The sequence below is a fragment of the Rikenella sp. genome, assembly GCF_056799795.1.
The window spans coordinates 13,158-34,763 of sequence record NZ_JBQIQO010000026.1 but is presented as its reverse complement, the minus strand read 5'-3'; the positions used below and the strand labels follow the sequence as shown (position 1 = coordinate 34,763).

General features: G+C 58.9%; 19 protein-coding genes. 10 read left to right on the top strand and 9 right to left on the bottom strand.

The genetic code is table 11. The features are described from left to right. Positions 1–608: 608 nt before the first annotated feature. The 3 genes from ACTO3O_RS07290 to ACTO3O_RS07280 are packed head-to-tail and all read left to right on the top strand — an operon-like array spanning position 609 to position 4,328. Entirely contained in the window at positions 609–974 is a 366-nt protein-coding gene (locus tag ACTO3O_RS07290) for a hypothetical protein (RefSeq protein ID WP_297832726.1), read from the top strand. 14 nt (positions 975–988) lie between these two features. Beyond that, entirely contained in the window at positions 989–1,741 is a 753-nt protein-coding gene (locus ACTO3O_RS07285) for a DAHP synthetase I family protein (RefSeq protein WP_297832729.1), read from the top strand. A gap of 10 nt (positions 1,742–1,751) precedes the next feature. Further along, on the top strand, positions 1,752–4,328 hold the full coding sequence (locus ACTO3O_RS07280; RefSeq protein ID WP_297832732.1) for a cytochrome c biogenesis protein CcsA: 2,577 nt from the start codon (positions 1,752–1,754) through the stop codon (positions 4,326–4,328). A 916-nt stretch (positions 4,329–5,244) separates the two neighbouring features. Here the strand turns inward: ACTO3O_RS07280 and ACTO3O_RS07275 are convergent. The 5 genes from ACTO3O_RS07275 to ACTO3O_RS07255 form a co-directional block, all read right to left on the bottom strand. Then, a complete protein-coding gene (locus tag ACTO3O_RS07275) occupies positions 5,245–5,454 on the bottom strand; it encodes a hypothetical protein (RefSeq protein ID WP_297830492.1) in 210 nt (69 codons plus the stop codon). Positions 5,455–5,504: 50 nt separating this feature from the next. Further along, positions 5,505–5,654: a hypothetical protein gene (locus tag ACTO3O_RS07270; RefSeq protein ID WP_297830494.1), complete on the bottom strand. Its 150-nt coding sequence runs from the start codon at positions 5,652–5,654 to the stop codon at positions 5,505–5,507. Positions 5,655–5,707: 53 nt separating this feature from the next. Continuing rightward, the gene (locus tag ACTO3O_RS07265; protein WP_297830496.1) at positions 5,708–6,490 is read right to left on the bottom strand and encodes a tRNA1(Val) (adenine(37)-N6)-methyltransferase; all 783 of its coding nucleotides are present in this window, start codon (positions 6,488–6,490) and stop codon (positions 5,708–5,710) included. Positions 6,491–6,501: 11 nt separating this feature from the next. Further along, positions 6,502–7,821 carry a UDP-N-acetylglucosamine 1-carboxyvinyltransferase gene (gene murA, locus ACTO3O_RS07260; protein WP_297627842.1) on the bottom strand — a complete coding sequence of 440 codons (1,320 nt, stop codon included), beginning with the start codon at positions 7,819–7,821 and terminating at the stop codon, positions 6,502–6,504. 73 nt (positions 7,822–7,894) lie between these two features. Next, entirely contained in the window at positions 7,895–8,641 is a 747-nt protein-coding gene (locus tag ACTO3O_RS07255; protein ID WP_297830498.1) for a TrmH family RNA methyltransferase, read from the bottom strand. 430 nt (positions 8,642–9,071) lie between these two features. Between ACTO3O_RS07255 and carA the strand changes: the two genes are divergently transcribed. The 7 genes from carA (at position 9,072) to ACTO3O_RS07220 (ending at position 19,164) form a co-directional block, all read left to right on the top strand. Next, a complete protein-coding gene (carA, locus tag ACTO3O_RS07250) occupies positions 9,072–10,193 on the top strand; it encodes a glutamine-hydrolyzing carbamoyl-phosphate synthase small subunit (protein ID WP_297830500.1) in 1,122 nt (373 codons plus the stop codon). A 4-nt stretch (positions 10,194–10,197) separates the two neighbouring features. Next, entirely contained in the window at positions 10,198–13,434 is a 3,237-nt protein-coding gene (carB, locus tag ACTO3O_RS07245; protein ID WP_297830502.1) for a carbamoyl-phosphate synthase (glutamine-hydrolyzing) large subunit, read from the top strand. A gap of 534 nt (positions 13,435–13,968) precedes the next feature. Continuing rightward, a complete protein-coding gene (locus ACTO3O_RS07240) occupies positions 13,969–14,118 on the top strand; it encodes a hypothetical protein (RefSeq protein ID WP_297830504.1) in 150 nt (49 codons plus the stop codon). 77 nt (positions 14,119–14,195) lie between these two features. Then, positions 14,196–15,404, top strand: coding sequence for a 4-hydroxythreonine-4-phosphate dehydrogenase PdxA (pdxA, locus tag ACTO3O_RS07235; protein ID WP_294593772.1), 1,209 nt, complete (start codon positions 14,196–14,198; stop codon positions 15,402–15,404). Positions 15,405–16,463: 1,059 nt separating this feature from the next. Further along, positions 16,464–17,474, top strand: a complete 1,011-nt coding sequence (locus ACTO3O_RS07230; RefSeq protein WP_297830507.1) for a 2-hydroxyacid dehydrogenase — start codon at positions 16,464–16,466, stop codon at positions 17,472–17,474. A gap of 53 nt (positions 17,475–17,527) precedes the next feature. Continuing rightward, positions 17,528–18,325: a 1,4-dihydroxy-6-naphtoate synthase gene (locus tag ACTO3O_RS07225; RefSeq protein ID WP_297830510.1), complete on the top strand. Its 798-nt coding sequence runs from the start codon at positions 17,528–17,530 to the stop codon at positions 18,323–18,325. A gap of 404 nt (positions 18,326–18,729) precedes the next feature. Continuing rightward, entirely contained in the window at positions 18,730–19,164 is a 435-nt protein-coding gene (locus ACTO3O_RS07220; protein WP_297830512.1) for a hypothetical protein, read from the top strand. A gap of 4 nt (positions 19,165–19,168) precedes the next feature. Here ACTO3O_RS07220 and ACTO3O_RS07215 read toward each other — a convergent pair whose 3' ends face one another. The 4 genes from ACTO3O_RS07215 to ACTO3O_RS07200 form a co-directional block, all read right to left on the bottom strand. Continuing rightward, positions 19,169–19,618, bottom strand: coding sequence for a hypothetical protein (locus tag ACTO3O_RS07215; protein ID WP_297830514.1), 450 nt, complete (start codon positions 19,616–19,618; stop codon positions 19,169–19,171). Next, a complete protein-coding gene (locus ACTO3O_RS07210; protein WP_294594269.1) occupies positions 19,572–19,955 on the bottom strand; it encodes a hypothetical protein in 384 nt (127 codons plus the stop codon). The genes ACTO3O_RS07215 and ACTO3O_RS07210 overlap by 47 nt, the downstream gene beginning before the upstream one ends. Before the next feature lie 220 nt (positions 19,956–20,175). Further along, the gene (locus ACTO3O_RS07205; protein WP_297830516.1) at positions 20,176–21,345 is read right to left on the bottom strand and encodes a glycosyltransferase family 4 protein; all 1,170 of its coding nucleotides are present in this window, start codon (positions 21,343–21,345) and stop codon (positions 20,176–20,178) included. Positions 21,346–21,386: 41 nt separating this feature from the next. Then, on the bottom strand, positions 21,387–21,548 hold the full coding sequence (locus ACTO3O_RS07200; RefSeq protein ID WP_294594271.1) for a hypothetical protein: 162 nt from the start codon (positions 21,546–21,548) through the stop codon (positions 21,387–21,389). Positions 21,549–21,606: the final 58 nt, after the last annotated feature.

Sequence of the window (21,606 nt, the reverse complement as noted above, 5' to 3'; positions counted from 1 at the left end):
GTTTTGACAAGATTTCCCAAGGCGCGCGAACAAAGAGCGGTGCGAGGAATTGGGCCGAGGCTGCCGTAGCGAAACGCAAGTTTCGCCCGTCCACGGGACGTGGGGCCCGGCCGGCCCGAGGCCAGTCTTTTCCCGTAGCCAAAACCGCGCGCCGCCGCCTAAAGGAGCGATTCAACTATTTCGGCTTACTGCCGAAATAGAATGAGTCGCGCAGGCGCGCGAATAAAGTTCTCCCGCGCGCGACTGCTGGAGTAGGAAATCATTCAAACGCGTGTTTCGCGTTTGAATAAGATTTCCGCCAGCGCGCGGCCAGAGAACAGGGGTAGAGGCGGCCAGTGGAAATGCGTAAGCATTTCCTGTTCACGAGACGTGGGGCCCGCGCGGCCCGAGCGCAGTCCCCTCTAACTAAACCGCGCGCCGTCGCCTTAAAAGGGAAATCGTCAAAACTCGCTTGCGTGTTTTGACAAGATTTCCCAAGGCGCGCGAACGAAGAACGGGGGTAGAGGCGCCAATAAAACATCCCAAGCGCGCGCCGCCGAAGCCCGACCTAAGCGGGCAATATCCAGGGGCCGAACGGGACTTGGTCTGACTTTACGCGGGACGCCGATGTGCCCTTGAACGGCACCTTCCCGTACTATTCGGACGGCGTAGCGGGCGAAAAATATGGTGCAGGTAACTACAAAGCCACCAACGGTCGTCTCTACAAGGTAAGCACCTCTGGCGCGGGAACCCCGCTCGCCTGGTACCCCGTCCCGGGCAGCCGCGGCTGCGGCGAGGGAGCGTTCTGGAACGTCGGTCGCAACGGTTACATCTGGGCTTCCACGTTCGACGGGACTAATGGCATGCACTTGCATTTCCACGTGACGTGGCTCGGTCCCGGCAACGCGAGCTACCGCGCCTATGGTTTTCCGTTGCGTTGCCTCGCGCAGAAAAAACGCAGATATGGCCTGTTCATCCAAAACAGCGTTCCATGAAAAAGAAAAATAGTTTGAAAACAGATAAAATCATCGTGGCCGGCCCGTGCAGCGCCGAGAGCCGCGAACAGGTGTTGCGCACCGCCGCAGAGCTGGCGGAGCATGGTATCGCCGCCTATCGGGCCGGGTTGTGGAAACCCAGAACCCGGCCCGGCGGTTTCGAAGGCGTCGGCCAAGAGGGGATCGAATGGCTGGCCGAAGTGCGACACACATACGGCATGCGGGTGGCGACCGAACTGCCCGGTGCCGCTTTCGTAGAGCCCCTGTTGCGCAGCGGAATCGACATCCTTTGGATCGGCGCGCGTACCGTCACCAGTCCGTTCGATATGCGACAGATCGCCGATGCCTTGCGCGGCTGTGCCGTCGATCTGTACGTCAAAAACCCCATCGCACCCGATGCCGCCTTGTGGCTCGGCGCTGTCGAACGGCTCGAAATGGCTGGTATACAGGGCCGAATAGTCGCCATCCATCGCGGATTCCGTACCGGTCGCGAAGACATTTTCCGGAACGAACCGTTGTGGCGAATCCCTTTGTGGCTTCGCGAACAGCGTCCTGAATTGCCCATCGTGTGCGACCCCAGCCACATTGCCGGTCGGGCCGATCTGGTGCCCGTAGTCGCTCGCACTGCTATGACGCTGGGGCTCGACGGGCTGTTCGTCGAATCCCACTGCGAGCCGAACTGCGCGCTGACCGACGCGGCCCAGCAGCTGACCCCGGAAGAGACGGGGCGGCTGCTCCGTGAACTCGAACTCGGGTCGACTCGATAAATTATTGTGTATGAAAAAGATACTTCGAATACTCTGTTCCTATCCGGCCATGGCCGTTTTGCTCGGGGTGTATGCCGTGGTGCTGGCCGTCGCCACTTTCGTCGAGAATCGTTACGGGACGCCCGTCGCGCAACGGTGGATCTATCACCATCCGGTTTTTTATCTCCTGCAACTGTTGCTGGCGGTCAATTTTATCGGAATCGCGATCCGGCAACGCTGGGTGCAGCAACGGAAATGGGCCGTGCTGTGCTTTCATGCCGCTTTTGTCGTGATTCTGTTGGGCGCATTCGTCACCCGGCTGACCGGACGCGAAGGGGTGATGCACATTCGCGAAGGGGAACGCTCCGCCGAGCTGCTCGATCCGACGAATCCGAGCCGCGTGGTCGAGACCCTGCCTTTCAGCGTCGAACTCCGCGATTTCCGCCTCGTGCGCTATCCGGGCTCCCACAGCCCTTCGTCGTTCGAAAGCGACGTCGTCGTCCGGCAGTCCGGACGGCCCGAGCGCGCGGCCAATATCTACATGAACAACGTGCTGCACATAGGGCCTTACCGGCTCTATCAGTCCAGTTACGACCCCGACGAACGCGGAACGGTGCTGATCGTGAACCGTGACCGGATCGGAACCTGGATCACCTACGGCGGGTATATCCTCCTGATCGGCGGCATGGTCGTGGCCTTGTTCGGGCGTCGTTCCCGGTTCCGCACCCTCGGGCGGATGCTGAAACAGACCGCCATACCGATCGTCGGGCTGATGATGTTCGCGCTCGCTTCCTCGCCGGTTCGGGCGCAGGAGCGGGTCGATACGATGACCGTTTCGCAGTTGGAGGAGCAGAGCCGGCGCCAGATGGAGCGTATCGAGCGGGAACGTCCGGTCGGCGGGGCGGAGGAGTCGGCGGAACGGCGCACGACGGTGGATCGTCGGCGCGAGAAGAAGATGGCGCCGGTGTATGCGGTCGAATATGCCGTGTCGCCCCGGACGGCGCAGGCGTTCGGACGCCTGATGGTGCAGAGTGGGACGGGACGTATCCAACCGGTGGATACCTATGCTGCCGAGATCTGGCGGAAGATATCGCGCGACAAGCGATACGGGGAGCTGAATGCCGACCAGGTGCTGTTGGGGCTTCTGACCCAGCCGCAGATATGGAGTCGGGTGCCGATGATCGACGTGGGGAGCGAAGCGCTTCTGCGGCAGACCGGCATCGACGAGGAGCAGGCGGCCAAGGGGCGGTTGGCCTTTATTGATGTGCTGGACGACGAGGGCAACTACATTTTTGTGGACGAAATCGAACGCGTTTATGCCAAACCGGTGCGCGAACGGAACAAGTACGACAAAGAGTTGCTCAAACTGGACGAGAAGATCAATATCCTGAACGCGTTGTTTGCCGGTCGGATGGTGGCGATCTTTCCTTCGGCCTCGGTTTCGACGGACGGGGCGTGGTATGCGCCGGGCGACGACTTGAGCGCGTTTCGTGACCGCGATTCGATGTTCGTCAGCCGGATTTTCCCGTGGTTCGCCACCGAGGCGGTGCGGTCGGCTGAGACGGGCGACTGGACGACGCCGGACGAGATTGTCGGTATGATAGCTACGTACCAGGAGAAAAAGGCGGCTACGCTGGATATCTCTCCGCGTCGGATCGAGGCCGAAATGCTCTACAATCGACTCGATCTGTTCAAGTGGGCGGGTTTCGGGTATATGGGATTCGGTCTTGCGCTGATGCTGATTTCGATGCTCGGTTGGGCTCGGCCGTCGAAGGGGTGGCGCGTGGCGGGAGGCGTGGTGGTCGGGATTATCGGGCTTCTTTTTCTCGCCCAGACGGCGGGAGTGGGGCTCCGGTGGTATATTGCGGGTCGTCCGCCGGTTTCGAATGCCTACGAGTCGATGATTTTCGTGTCGTGGGCGACGGCGATCGCGGGATTGGCGTTCGGTCGGCGGTCGGGAATCACGCTGGCGGCGGCGACTTTTCTGTCGGGCGTGCTGATGTTCGTTTCGACGCTCAACTGGATGGATCCCGAGATTACGCCGCTGGTTCCGGTGCTGAAATCGCCTTGGCTGCTGATCCATGTGGCAGCGATTACGGGGAGTTACGGATTTTTCGGTATCGGATTCCTGCTGGGGCTGGTTTCGCTGACGGCGATGGCGTGCCGGACGGAGCGCAATGCGGCGGTGGTCGATCTTCAGGTGCGTCGACTGACGGCGATCAACGAGATGAGTCTCATTGTCGGTCTGGTGTTGTTGACGGCGGGGACGTTCCTGGGAGCGGTATGGGCCAATGAGTCTTGGGGACGTTACTGGGGATGGGATCCGAAGGAGACGTGGGCTTTGATTACGATGATGGTTTATGCGTTCATCCTGCATGCCCGGTTGGTGCCGGGGCTGCGACGAGGGGGCGTCTATCTTTTCAATGTGATGAGCATTATGGGGTTGGGTGCGGTGCTGATGACCTTTTTCGGGGTGAACTATTACTTGAGCGGGATGCACTCTTATGGGGGTGATTCGGCTCCTCCGGCGTTGTATATTATTTGGGTAGTTTACGGGCTGGCGACGGTCGTTGCGCTGTTGGCGTGGCGGAAACGCGTTGAGCATTGATATCTCTCGTATACGGCTTGCGGACAGGGAGTTAGGGTGAGTCTGCCGCGTTGGTTAAGGCCGCCGACAGCTTTAGGATGCGAAGCATCCGTCTAAAGTTTCTTTGGTTCTTTCTGTGAACAGAAAGAACAGTTCCAGCCGGGACAGAGCTCGACCCGCGCGCGACTGCTGGAAAAGGAAATCATTCAAACGCGTGTTTCGCGTTTGAATAAGATTTCCGCCAGCGCGCGGACAGAGAATAGGGGTAGAGGCTGCCAGTTGAAATGCGCCAGCATTTCCCGTCCACGGGACGTGGGGCCCGCGCGGCCCGAGCGCAGTACCCTCAAACTAAATCGCGCGCCCCACCTAAAGAAGCGATTCAACTATTTCGGCTTACCGCCGAAATAGAATGAACCGCGCAGGCGCGCGAAAAAGCGGCGGAGCGAAAGCGGAGCCGCAGTGAGGCTGACACAGGGCCGAGAATTGGGGCGAGCTTTGGGCTGTGTCTGTTCTTCGGGCGCGAAAACCGGTCACGGTTTTCGCGCTGCGCTGGGCCGAGCATGGGGCTGGGCTTTGTGTGGTGGCTTGGGTTGAACCGTTGGCCAAACTCAGGCTAAGAGCGAATAGCTAATTTCCCGTGCCAACGGTCGGCCCGCAGCCCCCCGGATGCGGAGGGGACGCACAGCGTCTTTTACTGGCCGCCTCGACCTTAATATTCGTTCTCCGCAGGCTGCGGCCGAAAACAAATAGGCTGTGCTTTTGCGACCCTAGAGGGTCGCGCGGGCCGCAGCCTCCCCTCGGGCGGCCCGCAATCCGCCGCTCCGCGTCGAGAGTTGCCGTTCCTCCCGGGCGTCCGGGCAAAGTCGAATTAATATAGGATAGAGGTTGTTGGATTATTTATAGACCCGGCCAATTTTCGAGTGCCGAGCGTCCCTGTTTATTCCGAGAGGCAACGCAACTGAAGACCGGTAGCCCGATGTGTGGTTCCGTTGGGGTTTAAATGTAAGGCGAAAAAGTTTAAAAAGATACCGGAAGTTGTCATGGCGTTGACAGACCAATTGGAACCATGATTTCCGACGAGCATCGGATCGCCCCATATTCCGTAATCGCCTGCGTCGCGGAAGCCCGGGGCGGTGCCGCTCGGCACGCGAACCGGGCAGCCTCTACTCTAAATTTTTCCCGAGAGCGTTTTCCTGTTTATTCCGAGAGGCAACGCAACTGAAGAGCATAGGCGCGGCTGTCGATGTGAACAGGATCGAGCATGCCGCATTCTAAGGCCAAATACATGCCCCGAATCGAACTGACCGTGGACGACCAGCTGTAACCGTTGCCGCCGACGGCCCACAACTCACCCGTACTCCGAGTGCGGTAGCCCGGGGCTAAATTTGTGGAAACCGGCCTCAGAATCGGAGGTAAAAGTCCTTTGTCAGAGAGCGATATGCCTCTGTGAAATGTCCCTCCCCGTCTTCGATGCAAAGCTTCTCCCGAACGATTGCCTCCGGCTTCGGCCGCCGGAACGAAAACTCGATCGCCATCCGCTTCACCGGCTTGTGCGGCGTACCCCGCACCTCAAGCATCCGATGCGCATACAACCCCCGTGCCGCAGCCTTCGCCACGAAGATCCCCGCCTCGTGGTACGGGAAAATCGCAGCGAACCGTCCGTTCTCACCCTCCAGCAGTCCCGATACCGCATCGATCAACTCGTCGTACGGCAACGCCTCCGCATGCCTTGCCGCCACCCTCGCCGCCGTCGGCTGCGTGGCTGCCGCCGAGTGGTCGAAACCCCGGCGGAAATCAGTGCCAGCCATAAAATAAGGTGGATTCGAGACGATCAGATCGTATTTCGCCTCCCGATAGTTAGTCGCATAAGACTGAATAGCAGCATCGTATGCTCGCAAATGAGCCGCCCACGGAGAAGTTGCGAAATTGGCCTCCGCTTCGCGAGCAGCCTCCGAATCGACCTCAACCGCATCGATGACAGGCGGTTCCGCCTCCGCCGCAGTCCGTTGCGCTAACATCAACGCAATCACCCCCGTTCCCGTCCCGACGTCGAGCACCCGCCGCAAAGCACCCTCCAACGAGACCCACGCGCCGAGCAGCACCCCGTCCGTGCCCACCTTCATTGCCGCCCGCTCCTGCGTCACCGCGAACTGTTTGAATCGAAACGCGTTGGATTTCTGCATAATCGTGGAAATCAGTCGATTCGCCTAATCTGAGCCCCCAGCGCATTGAGTCGCCCGTCGATGTCCTGATACCCGCGGTCGATCTGGTCGATGTTCTGGATCACGCTTTTTCCCTGCGCGCTCATCGCCGCAATCAACAAAGCCACCCCTGCCCGGATATCCGGCGAGGTCATCGTCGTTCCCCGCAGCCGAATCGCATGGTCGTGCCCGATCACCGTCGCCCGGTGCGGGTCGCAAAGGATGATCTGCGCCCCCATGTCGATCAGTTTGTCGACAAAGAACAGCCGGCTTTCGAACATCTTCTGATGGATCAGCACCGACCCCTTGGCCTGCGTCGCCACCACGAGGAACACGCTCAGCAAGTCCGGCGTCAGCCCCGGCCACGGCGCATCCGCGATGGTCATGATCGAACCGTCGATAAAGCTCTCTATTTCGTAGTGCTCCTGTTTCGGGATATAGATGTCGTCGCCCCGCTGTTCGAACCGGATGCCCATCCGGGCGAACTGCTGCGGAATAATCCCCAGGTCGTCGTACGACACGTTCTGAATGGTCAGTTCTGAATGGGTCATGGCCGCCATCCCGATGAAACTCCCTACCTCGATCATGTCCGGCAGCATCGTATGTTCTGTCCCTCCCAGCGCATCGACCCCCTCGATCGTCAGCCGGTTCGAGGCGATGCCGCTGATGTGAGCCCCCATCCGCACCAGCATGCGGCAGAGTTGTTGCAAGTACGGCTCGCACGCCGCGTTATAGATGGTCGTCGTCCCCTGCGCCAGCACAGCCGCCATCACGATATTGGCCGTCCCCGTCACCGACGCCTCGTCCAGCAGCATATAGGCTCCCCGCAGCCGATGATCCGGCCCCGGAGCCCGCACGGTATAGAATTTCCGGTCGGTGTCGCAGTCGAACTCGGCGCCTAATTTTTGGAACCCGATGAAATGGGTGTCCAGCCTCCTGCGTCCGATCTTGTCGCCTCCCGGCCGCGGCATGTAAGCCCGTCCGAACCGGGCCAGCAGCGGCCCGGTGATCATCACCGAACCTCGCAGCCGCGAAGCGGCCCGCCGGAATTCGTCGGTCTGGAGGTAATCGAGGTCGATGTGCTCGGCCCGGAAGCGATAGGCGCCCCGTTCCAGCCGCGTCACCTCGACCCCCATGGCACGCAGCAGGTCGATGAGTTGCAGCACGTCGATAATCTCCGGCACGTTCCGGACGGTGACCTCTTCCGGCGTCAGCAGCACGGCGCAAAGGATCTCCAGAGCTTCGTTTTTCGCTCCCTGAGGCTCGATCGAGCCGCTCAGCGGGCAGCCGCCCGTCACTTCGAATGTGGCCATATTCCTCGATTCTTGGTTTTGATGTGTCTAAAGTAATGAATTTTTCGGAAAGTCCGTCGGTTTCCGACCGGATTTAGAGGCGTGCCCGCCGTCGGAACTCGGCCAGTGCGACGGCTGTGGCCATCGCTACGTTGAGCGACTCGGAGGTCTCTCCGGCCGCCGTGGCCGGGAATGGCGGAATGTAGAGCTTTTGGGTGACCTGTGCCGCCACGGCGGCCGAAATCCCCCGCCCTTCGTTTCCCATCACGAGCAGCCCGGGGGCGTCTCCCTCTTGGGGCAGATCGCAGCGGTAGATGTCGTCGCCCTCCAGAAACGTGCCGTAAACGGGTACTCCCGCCCGGGCCGCTTCACAGAGCAACGGTTCGAGCGGCCCGTAGTGCATCCGCACGCGGAATATCGCTCCCATGGTGGCTTGCACGACTTTCGGATTCCAGCAGTCGGCGGTGCCGGGCGAGGCATAGACTGTCCGCACGCCGAACCAGTCGGCGAGGCGCAGGATCGTCCCTACGTTCCCCGGATCCTGCACGTCGTCCAGCACCAAGGCGAGTCCTTGCGGCATCCGGGAGTTCTTTGCGGCATTCCGGTCGGCAGGTATCTCGGCCACGGCGAGCACGGGGGTAGGGGTGCGCAGAAACGAAATCCGCCCCATCTCGGCAGTCGAAAGCTGCTCACCGACGCGGTAGAGGGATTGCACGGCAAAGCCGGATGCGAGCAGCTCGCGGACCATCTTTTCGCCTTCGACGACGAATGCTCTTTCTTCCTCGCGTCCGGCTTTGTCGCCGAGCGATCGTATCCGTTTGATTTCTGCTTTTGTTAACATCTTTTTTAATCGTTCGTTTCCTGTGTCTACCCTGCTGGAACCGTACCTTTCTTGAAAGAAAGGTACCCAAAGAACTTTTGCAGAGGTCGTCCCACGGGGACGACCACGGGTTTTCTCCGCCTTGTTTCGTTGGGCTGTGATTTTCCTGGTGGGCGCGCTTAAAGGTAGTTCGCCACATAATAGCGCGCCACACCGAAAATCTAGCCCAACCATTCGGGCAGACACGGCCAGAGCATCCCGCAGGGATGCGCTCTAAAGTTTTTCTGGTTCTCTTTGTTCACAAAGAGAACAGTACCCTCCTGGACAAAGACACGAAAAACGAATGAATAGAAAGTATATGGAACAAAAATAGGTAAATTCAGTGGAAAAGCCCGGTTTGTTTCGGAAAAAGCGTTATCTTTGTATTTCAGAAACTAAATTCTGAATTGACATGCTGAAAAGTACGCCCGCCCGCCTGATTTTGGAGGATGGTACGCAATTCGACGGCTTCTCGTTCGGTGCAGATCGGTCTGTATCGGGGGAAGTCGTTTTTTCTACCGCCATGACCGGGTATCCGGAGAGTTTGACCGACCCGTCGTATTCGGGACAGATTCTGGTGCTCACCTATCCGTTGATCGGGAACTACGGCGTGCCGGACACTTCGGTTTTAGACGAAGCCACAGGTTTGCCCAAATTCTTCGAATCCGACCGGATACACATCAAGGGGCTCGTTATCAGCGACTACTCGTTTCAGCATAGCCATTGGAACGCCATCAAAAGTTTGTCCGACTGGCTTAAGGAGAATGAGGTGCCGGGGATCTTCGGCGTCGATACCAGAGAAATCACGAAAATCATACGCGAACGGGGGGTGATGCTGGGGAAATTGGTGCAGGAGACCGATTACGCATCGGCAGATGCTATGCCGTTCCATAACCCGAACGCCGAGAATTTGGTGGCGGCGGTCTCGTGCAAGGATACCATCACCTATACCAATCCGGAGGCGAAGCGACGGATCGTGCTGGTGGACTGCGGGTGTAAGTACAACATCATCCGGTGCTTGTATACACGGAATGCCACTGTTGTTCGGGTGCCGTGGGACTACGATTTCAGCACCTTGGACTACGACGGGGTGATGCTCAGTAATGGGCCGGGCGATCCGGCGCTGTGCGGGGTCACGATCGAAAATATCAAGCGGGCTATGACACAGAAGCCCAATCGGCCGATCTTCGGGATTTGCCTCGGGAACCAGCTCTTGAGCTGGGCCGCGGGGGCGACCACTTATAAGTTGAAATATGGACACCGGTCGCACAACCAGCCGGCGTTGGAAGTGGGAACCGATCGGGCCGTGATCACCTCTCAGAATCACGGGTATGCTGTCGATCCGACGGGGTTGGGAGAGGGTTGGGAACCCTACTTCGTCAACCTCAACGACAACACCATCGAGGGGATCAGACACCGGACTCTGCCCTTCTTCAGCGTGCAGTTCCACCCGGAGGCCACCAGCGGGCCGGTGGATACCGAGTACCTTTTCGACCGTTTCATCGAGTTAATCGACCAATACAAGAACAAATAGAGTCATGGCAGACAACAGCATAAAAAAAGTCGTCCTCCTGGGTTCGGGGGCATTGAAGATCGGCGAAGCGGGCGAGTTCGACTACTCGGGCTCCCAGGCCCTCAAGGCGCTCAAGGAGGAGGGGATCGAAACCATTCTGATCAACCCGAATATCGCCACGGTGCAGACCAGCGATGGGATTGCGGACAAGGTCTATTTTCTGCCGGTGACGCCGGATTTCGTCGAGGACGTGATTGCCAAGGAGCGGCCGGAAGGGATTCTGCTCGCGTTCGGGGGACAGACCGCTCTGAACTGCGGCGTGCAGCTCTATAAGCGGGGGATCTTGGAGAAATATAACGTGCGGGTGCTCGGGACGCCGGTGCAGGCGATCATGGATACCGAGGATCGGGATCTGTTTGTCCGTAAATTGGACGAAATCGACGTAAAAACCATTAAGAGCGAGGCGGTTACCACGGTGGCGGATGCCAAGCGGGTGGCGAACGAACTGGGGTATCCGGTGATTATTCGCGCCGCTTATACCTTGGGGGGGCTGGGCTCGGGTTTTTGCGATACGGATGCGGAGCTGGAACAGCTGGCGGCAAAGGCGTTCACCTACTCGCCGCAGATTCTGGTCGAAAAGTCGCTCAAGGGCTGGAAAGAGGTCGAATACGAGGTGGTGCGGGACAAGTACGACAACTGTATTACGGTTTGTAATATGGAGAACTTCGACCCGCTGGGGATTCACACGGGCGAGTCGATCGTCGTGGCGCCGAGCCAGACGTTGACCAATGCGGAGTACCATAAGCTGCGGCAGATTGCGATTCGGATTATCCGCCACGTGGGGATTGTGGGGGAATGCAACGTGCAATACGCCTTGGATCCGAACTCCGAGGACTACCGCGTGATCGAGGTCAATGCACGGCTTTCGAGGTCTTCTGCGCTGGCGTCGAAGGCGACGGGCTATCCGCTGGCCTTTGTGGCGGCGAAGCTGGGGTTGGGGTATGGATTGCATGAACTGAAGAACTCGGTCACGAAATCTACCACGGCTTGTTTCGAGCCGGCGCTGGACTACATCGTATGTAAGATTCCGCGTTGGGACTTGAGCAAGTTCAAGGGGGTTAGTCGTGAGTTGGGCTCTTCGATGAAGTCGGTGGGCGAGGTGATGGCTATCGGGCGGAACTTCGAAGAGGCGATACAGAAGGGGCTGCGGATGATTGGGCAGGGTATGCACGGTTTCGTGGCCAATAAGGAGATGGCCGTCGAGGATATCGACCGGGAGCTCCAGAAACCGACCGATAAACGGATATTCATTATCGCTCAGGCGTTTAAGCACGGGTATAGTGTCGAACGGATTCACGAACTGACCAAGATCGACAACTGGTTCTTGCGGAAGCTGGAGGGGATTATCGCGCTGGAACACGAGATGGGGAATTTCCGGACGCTGGAGGCGATGCCGGACGCCTTGTTGAGGGAGGCCAAGTGCAAAGGGTTCTCGGACTTTCAGATCGCCCGGACGGTGCTCCAGAACGACGACCTGAAGATGGAGGAGGGGCTGCTCAAGGTGCGGGCCTATCGGAAGGCCAAGGGGATTGTGCCGGTGGTCAAACAGATCGATACCCTGGCGGCGGAGTATCCGGCCCAGACCAACTACCTCTACCTGACTTACAACGGGACGGCGCACGACATCGATTTTGCGCACGATGATAAATCGGTCATCGTACTGGGGTCGGGGGCCTATCGGATCGGCTCTTCCGTGGAGTTCGACTGGTGTTCGGTGAGCGCCATCAACACCATTCGGGAGAACGGGCTGCGGTCGGTGATGATCAACTACAACCCGGAGACGGTTTCGACCGACTACGACATGTGCGACCGCTTGTACTTCGACGAGTTGACCTTGGAGCGGGTGTTGGACGTGACCGATCTGGAGATGCCGCGCGGGGTGATCGTGTCGGTGGGGGGACAGATTCCCAACAACCTCGCGATGCGGCTGTATCAGGAGAACGTGCCGATTCTGGGGACAGCGGCTACGAATATCGACCGGGCGGAAGACCGGCACAAGTTCAGCGAGATGTGCGACCAGCTGGGGATTGACCAGCCGCGGTGGAAGGAGTTGACGAGTATGGACGAGATTTACGGGTTTGCGGACGAGGTGGGGTTCCCGCTTTTGATTCGGCCCTCGTATGTCTTGTCGGGGGCGGCGATGAACGTCGTCTCCAATAAGGAGGAGTTGGAACACTACCTGACGCTGGCGACCAATGTGTCGAAACAGTATCCGGTGGTGGTGACCGAGTTCGTGAATAATGCCAAGGAGATCGAAATCGACGCGGTGGCGAAGGACGGCGAGGTGTTGATCTATGCCATTTCGGAACACGTCGAGTTCGCCGGGGTGCACTCGGGGGACGCTACGATCGTTTTCCCGGCCCAGAAACTCTATATCGAGACGGTGCGGCGCATCAAGAAGATCGCGCGCCAGATTGCCAAGGCGCTCGAAATCAGCGGGCCGTTCAACATGCAGCTTTTGGCGAAGAACAACGACATCAAGGTGATCGAGTGTAATTTGCGGGCTTCGCGGAGCTTCCCGTTCGTTTCCAAGGTGTTGAAGGTGAATTTCATCGACATCGCCACGCGGGTGATGCTGGGGCTCGATCCGAAGGTGCCGCACAAGTCGGCGTTCGAGTTGGATTATGTGGGGATCAAGGCACCGCAGTTCAGCTTCAGCCGGTTGCAGAAGGCGGATCCGGTGTTGGGCGTCGAGATGGCGTCGACGGGCGAAGTAGGTTGTATCGGCGAGGATTACTATGAGGCGATCTTGAAGTCGATGCTTTCGGTGGGGTATTCGATCCCGAAGAGCAGCGTGCTGTTGTCGACGGGCGACGCGAAGTCGAAGACTCTGACGCTCGATGCGGCCAAGGCGTTGCAGGAGCGCGGATACACGATTTACGCCACGAAAGGGACGGCGAACTTCCTGTCGGAGAATGGGGTACGGGCGACGGTGGTCGGTTGGCCGGATCAGGATGCGTCGATTACCGGAGTGCCGAACGTACTCGACTTTATCAAGGAGCACCGGATCGACTGCGTGGTCAATATCCCGAAGAATTTTACCAAGGACGAGCTGAATAACGACTATACGATTCGTCGGTCGGCCATCGACTTCAATATTCCGCTGATAACCAATGCCCGGTTGGCGAACGACTTTATCGTCGCTTTTTGTCGTCGGGGTCGCGGCGATCTGAAGATCAAGGCTTGGAACGAGTATAAGTAGGCGGAGGGAACAGGGGGAGGCTGCCTTTTGCCCACTGCGGGCCCGCGGGGCCCGGCCGGCCTGAGGCCAGTACCCTCCTGTAGCCAAAGATGCGTGAAAGAACTCCCGCGCGCGATTGCTGGAAAAGGAAATCATTCAAACGCGTGATTCGCGTTTGAATAAGATTTCCGCCTGCGCGCGGATGAAAATAGGGGTTAGAGGCTGCCAGTGGAAATGCGCAAGCATTTCCCGTCCACGGGACGCGGGGCCTGCCCGGCCTGAGGGCAGTACCCTCAAACTAAAACGCGCGCCCGGCCTAAAGAAGCGATTCAGTTATTTCGGCGGTGAGCCGAAATAACTGAATCGCGCAGGCGCGCGAATAAAAAACGGAGCGAGGAGTTGGGCCGTTCCTTTCCGTCGCGCAGGCGCGCGGAAATAAGGATGAGCCGAGAAGGTACAAAGTTCTCCCGCGCGCGAACAAAGAACGGGGGAGAGGCGGCCAGTAAAACGCCCAGTGGGCGCGCCCCGGGCTACCGCCCGCGAAGTACGGGCGAGTTGTGGGCCGTCGGCAACAACGGTTACAGCTGGTCGTCCACGATCAGTTCGATTCAGGGCATGTATTTGGCCTTAGAATGCGGCATGCTCGATCCTGTTCACATCGACAGCCGCGCCTATGGTCTTCAGTTGCGTTGCCTCTCGGAATAAACGGGGTGGTTCTCTGACTCCCGCGAACGGTCTTTTTTCACCGAACCACGGGAAACCGAACCGTAAAAAATACGAATATGGATAAAATACGAGTGGGGATCACCCACGGCGATTTCAACGGTATCAGTTACGAAATCATCATCAAAGCATTGCTCGACCCCCGGATTTTCGACCTCTGTACCCCTGTGGTGTACGGGTCGGCCAAGGTGGCCGGGTACTACAAAGCGATGATGCCCGATGCCGAAAATTTCACCTTCAACATCATTACCGATCCTGAGCAGGCCAATGCCAAACGGGCCAATATGATCGTCTGTGTGGACGAAAACGTGAAAATCGACCCCGGACAGCCGACGGTGATTAGCGGGCAGTATGCCATTGCGTCGCTGAATGCTGCGGTGCGGGATTTGAAGGCAGGAAAGATCGATGTGCTCGTGACCTGTCCGATCAACAAGAAAAATACCACCGGCGACGATTTCGGGTTTATCGGACATACCGAATACCTCGCGGCGGAGTTCGGCGATGCCGAACCGTTGATGTTCATGGTGAGCGATACGCTGAAAGTGGGACTCGTGACGATGCACATTCCGTTGGCGCAGGTGCCCGGTGCGGTGACGACGGAGGCGGTGTTGGGGCATATCCGTGCGCTCAAACGCTCGTTGGAACGCGATTTCAATATCGTCGGGCCGAAAATCGCGGTGTTGGGGCTCAATCCGCACGCCGGAGACGACGGGCTGCTCGGAGCGGAGGAACAGGAGGTCATTATTCCGGCGATTCAGTCGGCGAAATACGAAAATATCCTCGCTTTCGGGCCTTTTGCGGCTGATGGGTTTTTCGGCAGCGGGGCTTACCGGAAGTTCGATGCCGTGTTGGCCATGTATCACGACCAGGGACTGGCGCCGTTCAAGGCACTGACGTTTGCCGACGGGGTGAACTTTACGGCCGGTCTGTCGGTGGTGCGGACGTCGCCGGCGCATGGCGTGGGATTCGATATTGCCGGGAAGATGGTGGCCGATGCTGCGCCGATGCGGGCGGCGATTTACCAGGCGATCGACATTTTCCGGAATCGACAGGTGTTCGACGAGGCGGCGGCCGATCCGTTGCAGCATTTCTCGAAAAACGATCGTAATGATCGTGAACGTGGACGCGGTTCGGAGCGGAGCGGGGGACACGGTGGCGGTTCGTCGCGGAGGAGTGAGCGGGAAGCGGATGTGGCGGATATGTTGGAAGAGACGTCGGCGGTAGCTGCTACTGCGGATACGAATGCGGCCCTTGCGGCGGAAGTGTGATGTACGGAGCTTGGCGGGCATCGGTTTGGGCCGAGGCTGCCAGTTGAAATGCGCGAGCATTTCCTGTCCTCGGGACGTAGGGCCCGCGCGGCCCGAGGACAGTACCCTCAAACTAAACCGCGCGCCACGCCTAAAGAGGGAAATCGTCAAAATGCGCTGGCACGTTTTAACAAGATTTCCCCAGGCGTGCGGAAAAAACTCGAACCGCAAAAAATCCGTCGCCCGTCGCCTAAAGAGGGATTTCACTCGTTTTGCAACAGCAAAATCGAGATGAAATCCCAGCGGGCGACGTTTAGGAGCAGACGCGCCCATCTTTCGAGTGCCGAACGGCATCGGCGGAGCGACAGCGGAGCCGCAGTGAGGCTGACACGGGGCGGAGAACTGGGTCGGGCTCCTGCGACTCGCAGAGTCGCGCAGTTCTCCGCTGGCTGCGGCCAAAAACAAATAGGCAGTGCTTTTGCGGTTCTTCGAACCGCCGGCCTCGTCGCCCAAGCCGCATAGCGGCTTCGGGGGGGATGGGCGACAGGCCGAACCCGACAGCTTTGGGCGGTGAACGAGGTGTTGCTCTTGCGACTCGCAGAGCCGCGCGGGCCGGACGCCTGCCCACGGGAGGCCCGCAACACGCCGCTTGCGCGTCGAGAGTTGTCGTTCCTCCCGGGCGTCCGCCCGCAAAGTCAAATTAAATAGGGTAAAGACTACTGGTTATTTGGGGTAGTTTTCGGGTAGAGGTTGCCAGTTTTTAGGCCGAGGCGGCCAGTAAAAGACGCTTAGCGTCCGTTTATTCCGAGAGGCAACGCAACTGATAACCGTAGGCGCGGGCATTTGCGCTGGCAACATTTAGATGGCTGCTAACCCCATAATGTAGACAGTTTCCATTGGCGCCACTGGCCGTAGACGACTAACTGACCCCGTAGTTTCCCACAGCCCACCCGGTTCCCCAGTCGCAGACGCGGATACCCGGGGCGGGGCATCCTTTTTGCTCAGAAGTATTTTATGTTCGCCTCGATCGGCGAAAATCCGAAGGAACACCGGAGCGAACGAATTTATAGATAGAACGTTATGGCAACAAGGATCGCATTTTACGGAGCACAGCCTTACGACCGTGAGTCCTTCGACCGCGTCAACGAGGACTATGGATTCGACATCAGCTATTATAAAGGGCATCTGACCGCCGAGAGCGCAGTGTTGGCCAAGGGCGCCGGTGCCGTGTGCATCTTCGTGAACGACACCGCCGACGCCGCGACGATTCGAGCCTTGAAAGAGCAGGGAGTGCCGTTGATTGCCTTGCGGTGTGCCGGATTCAACAACGTCGATCTCGAAGCCGCCCGGCGCGAAGGAATTCGGGTGGTGCGCGTGCCGGCCTATTCGCCGCATGCCGTGGCCGAACACGCTGTCGCCCTGATGCTCTCGCTCAATCGGAAAATCCATCGGGCCTATTGGCGGACGAGGGACGGAAATTTTGCCCTCCACGGATTGATGGGATTCGATATGTACGGAAAAACCGCCGGGATTATCGGAACGGGCAAGATCGCGCGGATATTGATTCATATTCTGCGCGGGTTCGGGATGGAGGTCGTCGGATACGACCCGTTTCCTGACGAAGCGTTTGCCAGTGAGGCGGGGATGCGGTATGTGTCGCTCGACGAACTGTATCGACGGTCGGATATCATTTCGTTGCACTGTCCGCTGACCGAACAGACCCGATATCTGATTGACGATCGGGCCATCGGACGGATGAAACCCGGTGTGATGCTTATCAATACGGGTCGCGGCGGATTGATCGACACCCAGGCGCTGATCGAGGGGCTCAAACAGAAACGGATCGGGGCGGCCGGGCTGGATGTGTACGAAGAGGAGGGGGATTATTTCTATGAGGACAAGTCGGACAAGATCATCGACGACGATGTGCTGGCCCGGCTCCTGTCGTTCAACAACGTGATCGTGACCTCGCATCAGGGGTTCTTTACCGAGGAGGCTTTGGCCAATATCGCGCATACGACACTCTCCAATATCCGGGATTTCGAAGCGGGAGCGCGGTTGGCGAATGAAGTGACGGGAGACGGGCGGTAATTCATTGGGCCGGAGGATATTCCGGTCTCGTTATTCGAAAATTGGCTTTGACCATGCGGTTGCATATTTCGCCGTGTCCGAACGACACGTTTATTTTTCACGCCTTGATCCACGGATTGGTGGATACCGAGGGGCTCGTGTTCGACGTGCGGTTCGATGATATCGAGGCCTTGAACCGTGCGGCGATCGAGCGGGACGGCGAAGAGGATGTGATCAAGATCAGTTATGCGGCGTTGCCGGAGGTGGCGGGTGCGTTTCGGTTGCTCGACAGCGGGAGTGCGCTGGGGCATGGGAACGGGCCGCTGCTGGTAAGTCGCCGGGCGATCGGGGCGGAGGAGTGGCGTGAGGCGCGGGTCGGGATTCCGGGCGAGCGCACGACGGCCAATCGGCTGTTGTCGTTGCTTTTTCCGGAGGCGATCCGTAAACGGGCCATGCTCTTTTCCGAAATCGCTCCGGCGGTGGCGGCGGGAGAGTTGGAGGCCGGAGTCCTGATTCACGAGGGGCGTTTTACCTATGCGGCGCAGGGGTTGCAGCTGGTGGCCGACTTGGGCGAGTTGTGGGAGCGGCGCACGGGGCTGCCGATTCCGTTAGGAGGGATTGTGCTGCACCGTCGCCACGGGACTGAGATGGCGGAGCGGGTCGCGCGGGTGATTCGGCGGAGCATCGAATACGCGCAGGCGCATCCGGAGGCGTCGGCGGAGTTTGTCCGAACCCACGCGCAGGAGCTGGAGGCGGAGGTGAGGCAAAAGCATATCTCCTATTTCGTGAACGATTATTCGCTGTCGTTGGGTGCTGCGGGGCTGGAGGCGGTGTTGCGCTTGACGGCTCTCGATCGTTCGGTGTTACTGTAAATTTTGTGCCTCTTTGTTCTTGTTACGGGAGGGTACTGTTCTCGTTGGCTTCGCCTTCCTCCTCGCCGCTCGGCAATTTGCAAACTATGTTTGCATTGCCCTCGCTGACAGCGTCGGTTGTGAACAAAGAGAACCAGAAAAACTTTAGACGGATGCTAACGCATCCTTCCGCTGCCGGCGGCCCAAATCCCGGTTTATGGGTTGGGCTGTGGTTTTCGGCGCAGTGCGCTAAATAATGGGCATAATACCCTAAGCGCGCTCGCCGAAAACCCAGCCCGACAGACTCACGCAGACTGAGGACTGCGGAGCCTGAGGTATAGCGTAGCTATCACGAAAGTTCTTTGGGTACCTTTCTTTCAAGAAAGGTACGGTTCTATCCGGAGCAAAAAAGTGTACAAAAAAACATGAATCAGACAGAAGAGAATCCGTTCGGGAGTTATCGGCAAACCGTAGGCGTAGTCGGCGTGCCCTTGTTTTGTGCCTTTTTGGCTATTTTGCTCGCCAGCGTACAGCCCGAGGAGGGCGGATTTCCGTTGTGGGCGTGGTATCTGCTCGGGACAGCCGTTGTGACAGGCGCGGCTTGGGGAGTAGGGCGACTCGCTTTGAAACGCCAGGTGGCGCGCGGAAACCCGCATTGCACGACCCGACGGAAACGGAGACACCTGCTTCTGGTGTTTGTCAGTTCCGTGATCGGCGTAATCGGCGTTTTCGGATTGGGGATTAGCGTGTTGGGCGGCTGGATTCGCATCACGTTCGCGATTCTGGTACCGGCGATGGCCGCCTCCGTCGTGCTGACGCTCGCCGGAGCCGCACTGCTTTGGCACCTGCTGAGACGGTAGGAAACTACCGCCGTTTCAGTCGGCGGAACAGCAGGCCGATGCCCCATGCCGCGACTGCCGACAGCACCAGACCGAGGCCGAATCTCAGCGTTCCCGTGCCCGCCGTCGGTTTGCGTTCCTCTTTGTGAACCGATTCCGCTTGTTCGGCGAGCGTCTCCGTTTCCGCGACCGATACCCGGAGGTCGGTTCGGTCGCTCGATTCCGTGTTTTGCCGCTCCTGTCGAGCCTCCTTGCGTGACTGGCGCCATACGGCCCGCACCGGCGGAAGCCCCGTTGAGTCGTTCGGCGGTTGTTGGGTGTCGTAGACGATCAGTTCCGTCTCCGTCTCGCTGTCGATCGTCGTCCGAAGTTCCAGCCGGGCCGCCGATTCATTCAGCAGGAGGCTGTCCAGAACCGTGTGGGCGACTTTACTGTTCTCGATTCGAACCGTGCTGCCAGTCGACCGTTTCGGCAACGAGCAGCTCCCGAGAGACAGGGCAGCTGTCAGCCATAGCACAAGAAGGTATCTTCTCGATCGCTTTTCGGAATTTATCCACATCTTTACGCAGTGATTTAAGCTCTTTTTCAAGCGGTTTAACAATATTTTCCATCAGGATGTCGCTCGCTTTGCGCACATTGTCCAACTCGTGGCTTTTGACGGCCGCCAGTTTGTCTTTCATCTCGGCGCGCAGCTGTTCGATCTCGATCAGGTATTTCTGGCGCAGGATTCGACTGTTGATCCAGGCGCCCAGCGGCCCCGAGACGGCCGCAACGAGTGTCGATACGATTAGGGTGGTTATCTCTCCGCTCATTTCCGTTCATTTTTGAGGTGTTGACCGGGCCGAGGAGGGGGCGGCGGCTCGGTTCGACGGGACAAATGTGCGGCATTTCGTTTCGGTGGACAAACAGCGGGTAATCCCTTCTCTCGTTTTTTGGGGCGGATAAAATTTTTTGGAGAGAATAAAAAATCGGCGCGGATTCCTGTGTCGGAATTCCGCGCCGAAGCTGTTCGGAGGAGAGGATATGTCGCCATTACGGCTGTTCGAGCTGTTCGAGCAAGAACTGCGTATAAACAGCCGAATGGTAGTGCTCCGCTACCCGTTGCCGGCCCCTGCTGCCTAATTCGTCCGCTCGTTCCGGGTCGCTAAGCAACTCCTCTAACCGTTCGGCCAGCGCCTCCGCCGACCCCGGCGTGTAGACCGCTCCGCAGTCGCCCCGCTCGACGATCTCCGGCAAGCCGCCCCGCTCGGGAACCACCACCGGCGTCCCGTAGTACATCGCTTCGATGACCACCAGCCCGAATCCCTCGTAACACAGGCTCGTCAAAACCAGTGCCTTCGCACCGGTGTAGAGGTCGGCCAGCTCCCTGCGATTCAACTTGCCCAGCAGGTGCACATTCTTCGGAATTTCCGGCAGCGTATACCCCTCGGCCGCTTCGCCTGCCACCCGGAACTCGACGTCGGGCAGCCGCCGCGCCGCTTCGATCAGAAGGTCGAGCCCTTTTTCCCGGCTGAGCCGACCGGCGTAGGCGACATAGTGCCTGCCTGCCTTTCGGGCCTCGACCGATGGCTCGGGCATCAGGGCCGGGTCGACGCCGTTCGGCACCACGGCGAACCGATCCGAAGGAATGCCGGTGTAACGGCTCAATAAGGTGCGTTGGAACTCCGACAGGGCCAGAAACCGGTCGACGTTTGCCGAAAAGTAGCCCCTCCTGCGACTCCACCACCCGCGCAGGGCGTATCCGAAACTCCCGCTCCACGATCCTTCGCATTTGTGGAACAGGCAGTTCCATTCGCGTCCGCGACAGGTTCCGCATCGCTCGCAAATCTCGCCGCCGGTGTAGAAAAGTCCGATGGGACAGACCAGCCGGTAGTTGTGCAGAGTCATCAGCACCCGGACGCCCCCTCGTTTCAGGACGGGCAGGACGGCGGCCGAAATCACGGGAAACAGGTTGTGCACGATAGCCGCGTCGGGCCGTTCGCGTTGGACGATCCGTCGCACGTCGCGCACCGCGCGCCGGTTGTAGAGCGCCGAAAAGAGCGAGGCGAAGCGTCCGAACCGCCACTGCCGAATCTCGTCGTGCGACCGTTCGTACAGGAGTACCGTGTGACCGCTGCGTTCCAGCACTTGCCGCTGGAATTCCACGACGGTCTCTTCGCCGCCGACGCGGCTGTACCGGTTATGGATCAATAAAATTTTCATCTCCGTGCGTCGTGTTGCGTCTGTTCGTGCGTGCTTCCCGTTTATTCCGAGAGGCAACGCAACTGAATACCGAGGCCGCAGGTCTCCTGGCTGTTCGGGGCAAGCCCCTTCGAACCCGCACTCAAACCGAATCCTCTGAGGTAGTCCGTTGCGACAATCGAGGAAGAGGACCAGCTGAACCCATAGTTGCCGGCATGATTCACCGCGCCATCGCTGCCGCGGAAGCCCGGGGCGGGGATTTCCGACCGCTTTCAGGAAAAA

What these genes read in the sequence shown, in the direction of transcription:
- ACTO3O_RS07280 (WP_297832732.1), top strand. Translation starts at nt 1,752, where the DNA reads ATGAAAAAGATACTTCGAATACTCTGTTCCTATCCGGCCATGGCCGTT.
- ACTO3O_RS07265 (WP_297830496.1), bottom strand. Translation starts at nt 6,490, where the DNA reads ATGCAGAAATCCAACGCGTTTCGATTCAAACAGTTCGCGGTGACGCAG.
- murA (WP_297627842.1), bottom strand. Translation starts at nt 7,821, where the DNA reads ATGGCCACATTCGAAGTGACGGGCGGCTGCCCGCTGAGCGGCTCGATC.
- ACTO3O_RS07255 (WP_297830498.1), bottom strand. Translation starts at nt 8,641, where the DNA reads ATGTTAACAAAAGCAGAAATCAAACGGATACGATCGCTCGGCGACAAA.
- carA (WP_297830500.1), top strand. Translation starts at nt 9,072, where the DNA reads ATGCTGAAAAGTACGCCCGCCCGCCTGATTTTGGAGGATGGTACGCAA.
- carB (WP_297830502.1), top strand. Translation starts at nt 10,198, where the DNA reads ATGGCAGACAACAGCATAAAAAAAGTCGTCCTCCTGGGTTCGGGGGCA.
- pdxA (WP_294593772.1), top strand. Translation starts at nt 14,196, where the DNA reads ATGGATAAAATACGAGTGGGGATCACCCACGGCGATTTCAACGGTATC.
- ACTO3O_RS07230 (WP_297830507.1), top strand. Translation starts at nt 16,464, where the DNA reads ATGGCAACAAGGATCGCATTTTACGGAGCACAGCCTTACGACCGTGAG.
- ACTO3O_RS07225 (WP_297830510.1), top strand. Translation starts at nt 17,528, where the DNA reads ATGCGGTTGCATATTTCGCCGTGTCCGAACGACACGTTTATTTTTCAC.
- ACTO3O_RS07220 (WP_297830512.1), top strand. Translation starts at nt 18,730, where the DNA reads ATGAATCAGACAGAAGAGAATCCGTTCGGGAGTTATCGGCAAACCGTA.
- ACTO3O_RS07210 (WP_294594269.1), bottom strand. Translation starts at nt 19,955, where the DNA reads ATGAGCGGAGAGATAACCACCCTAATCGTATCGACACTCGTTGCGGCC.
- ACTO3O_RS07205 (WP_297830516.1), bottom strand. Translation starts at nt 21,345, where the DNA reads ATGAAAATTTTATTGATCCATAACCGGTACAGCCGCGTCGGCGGCGAA.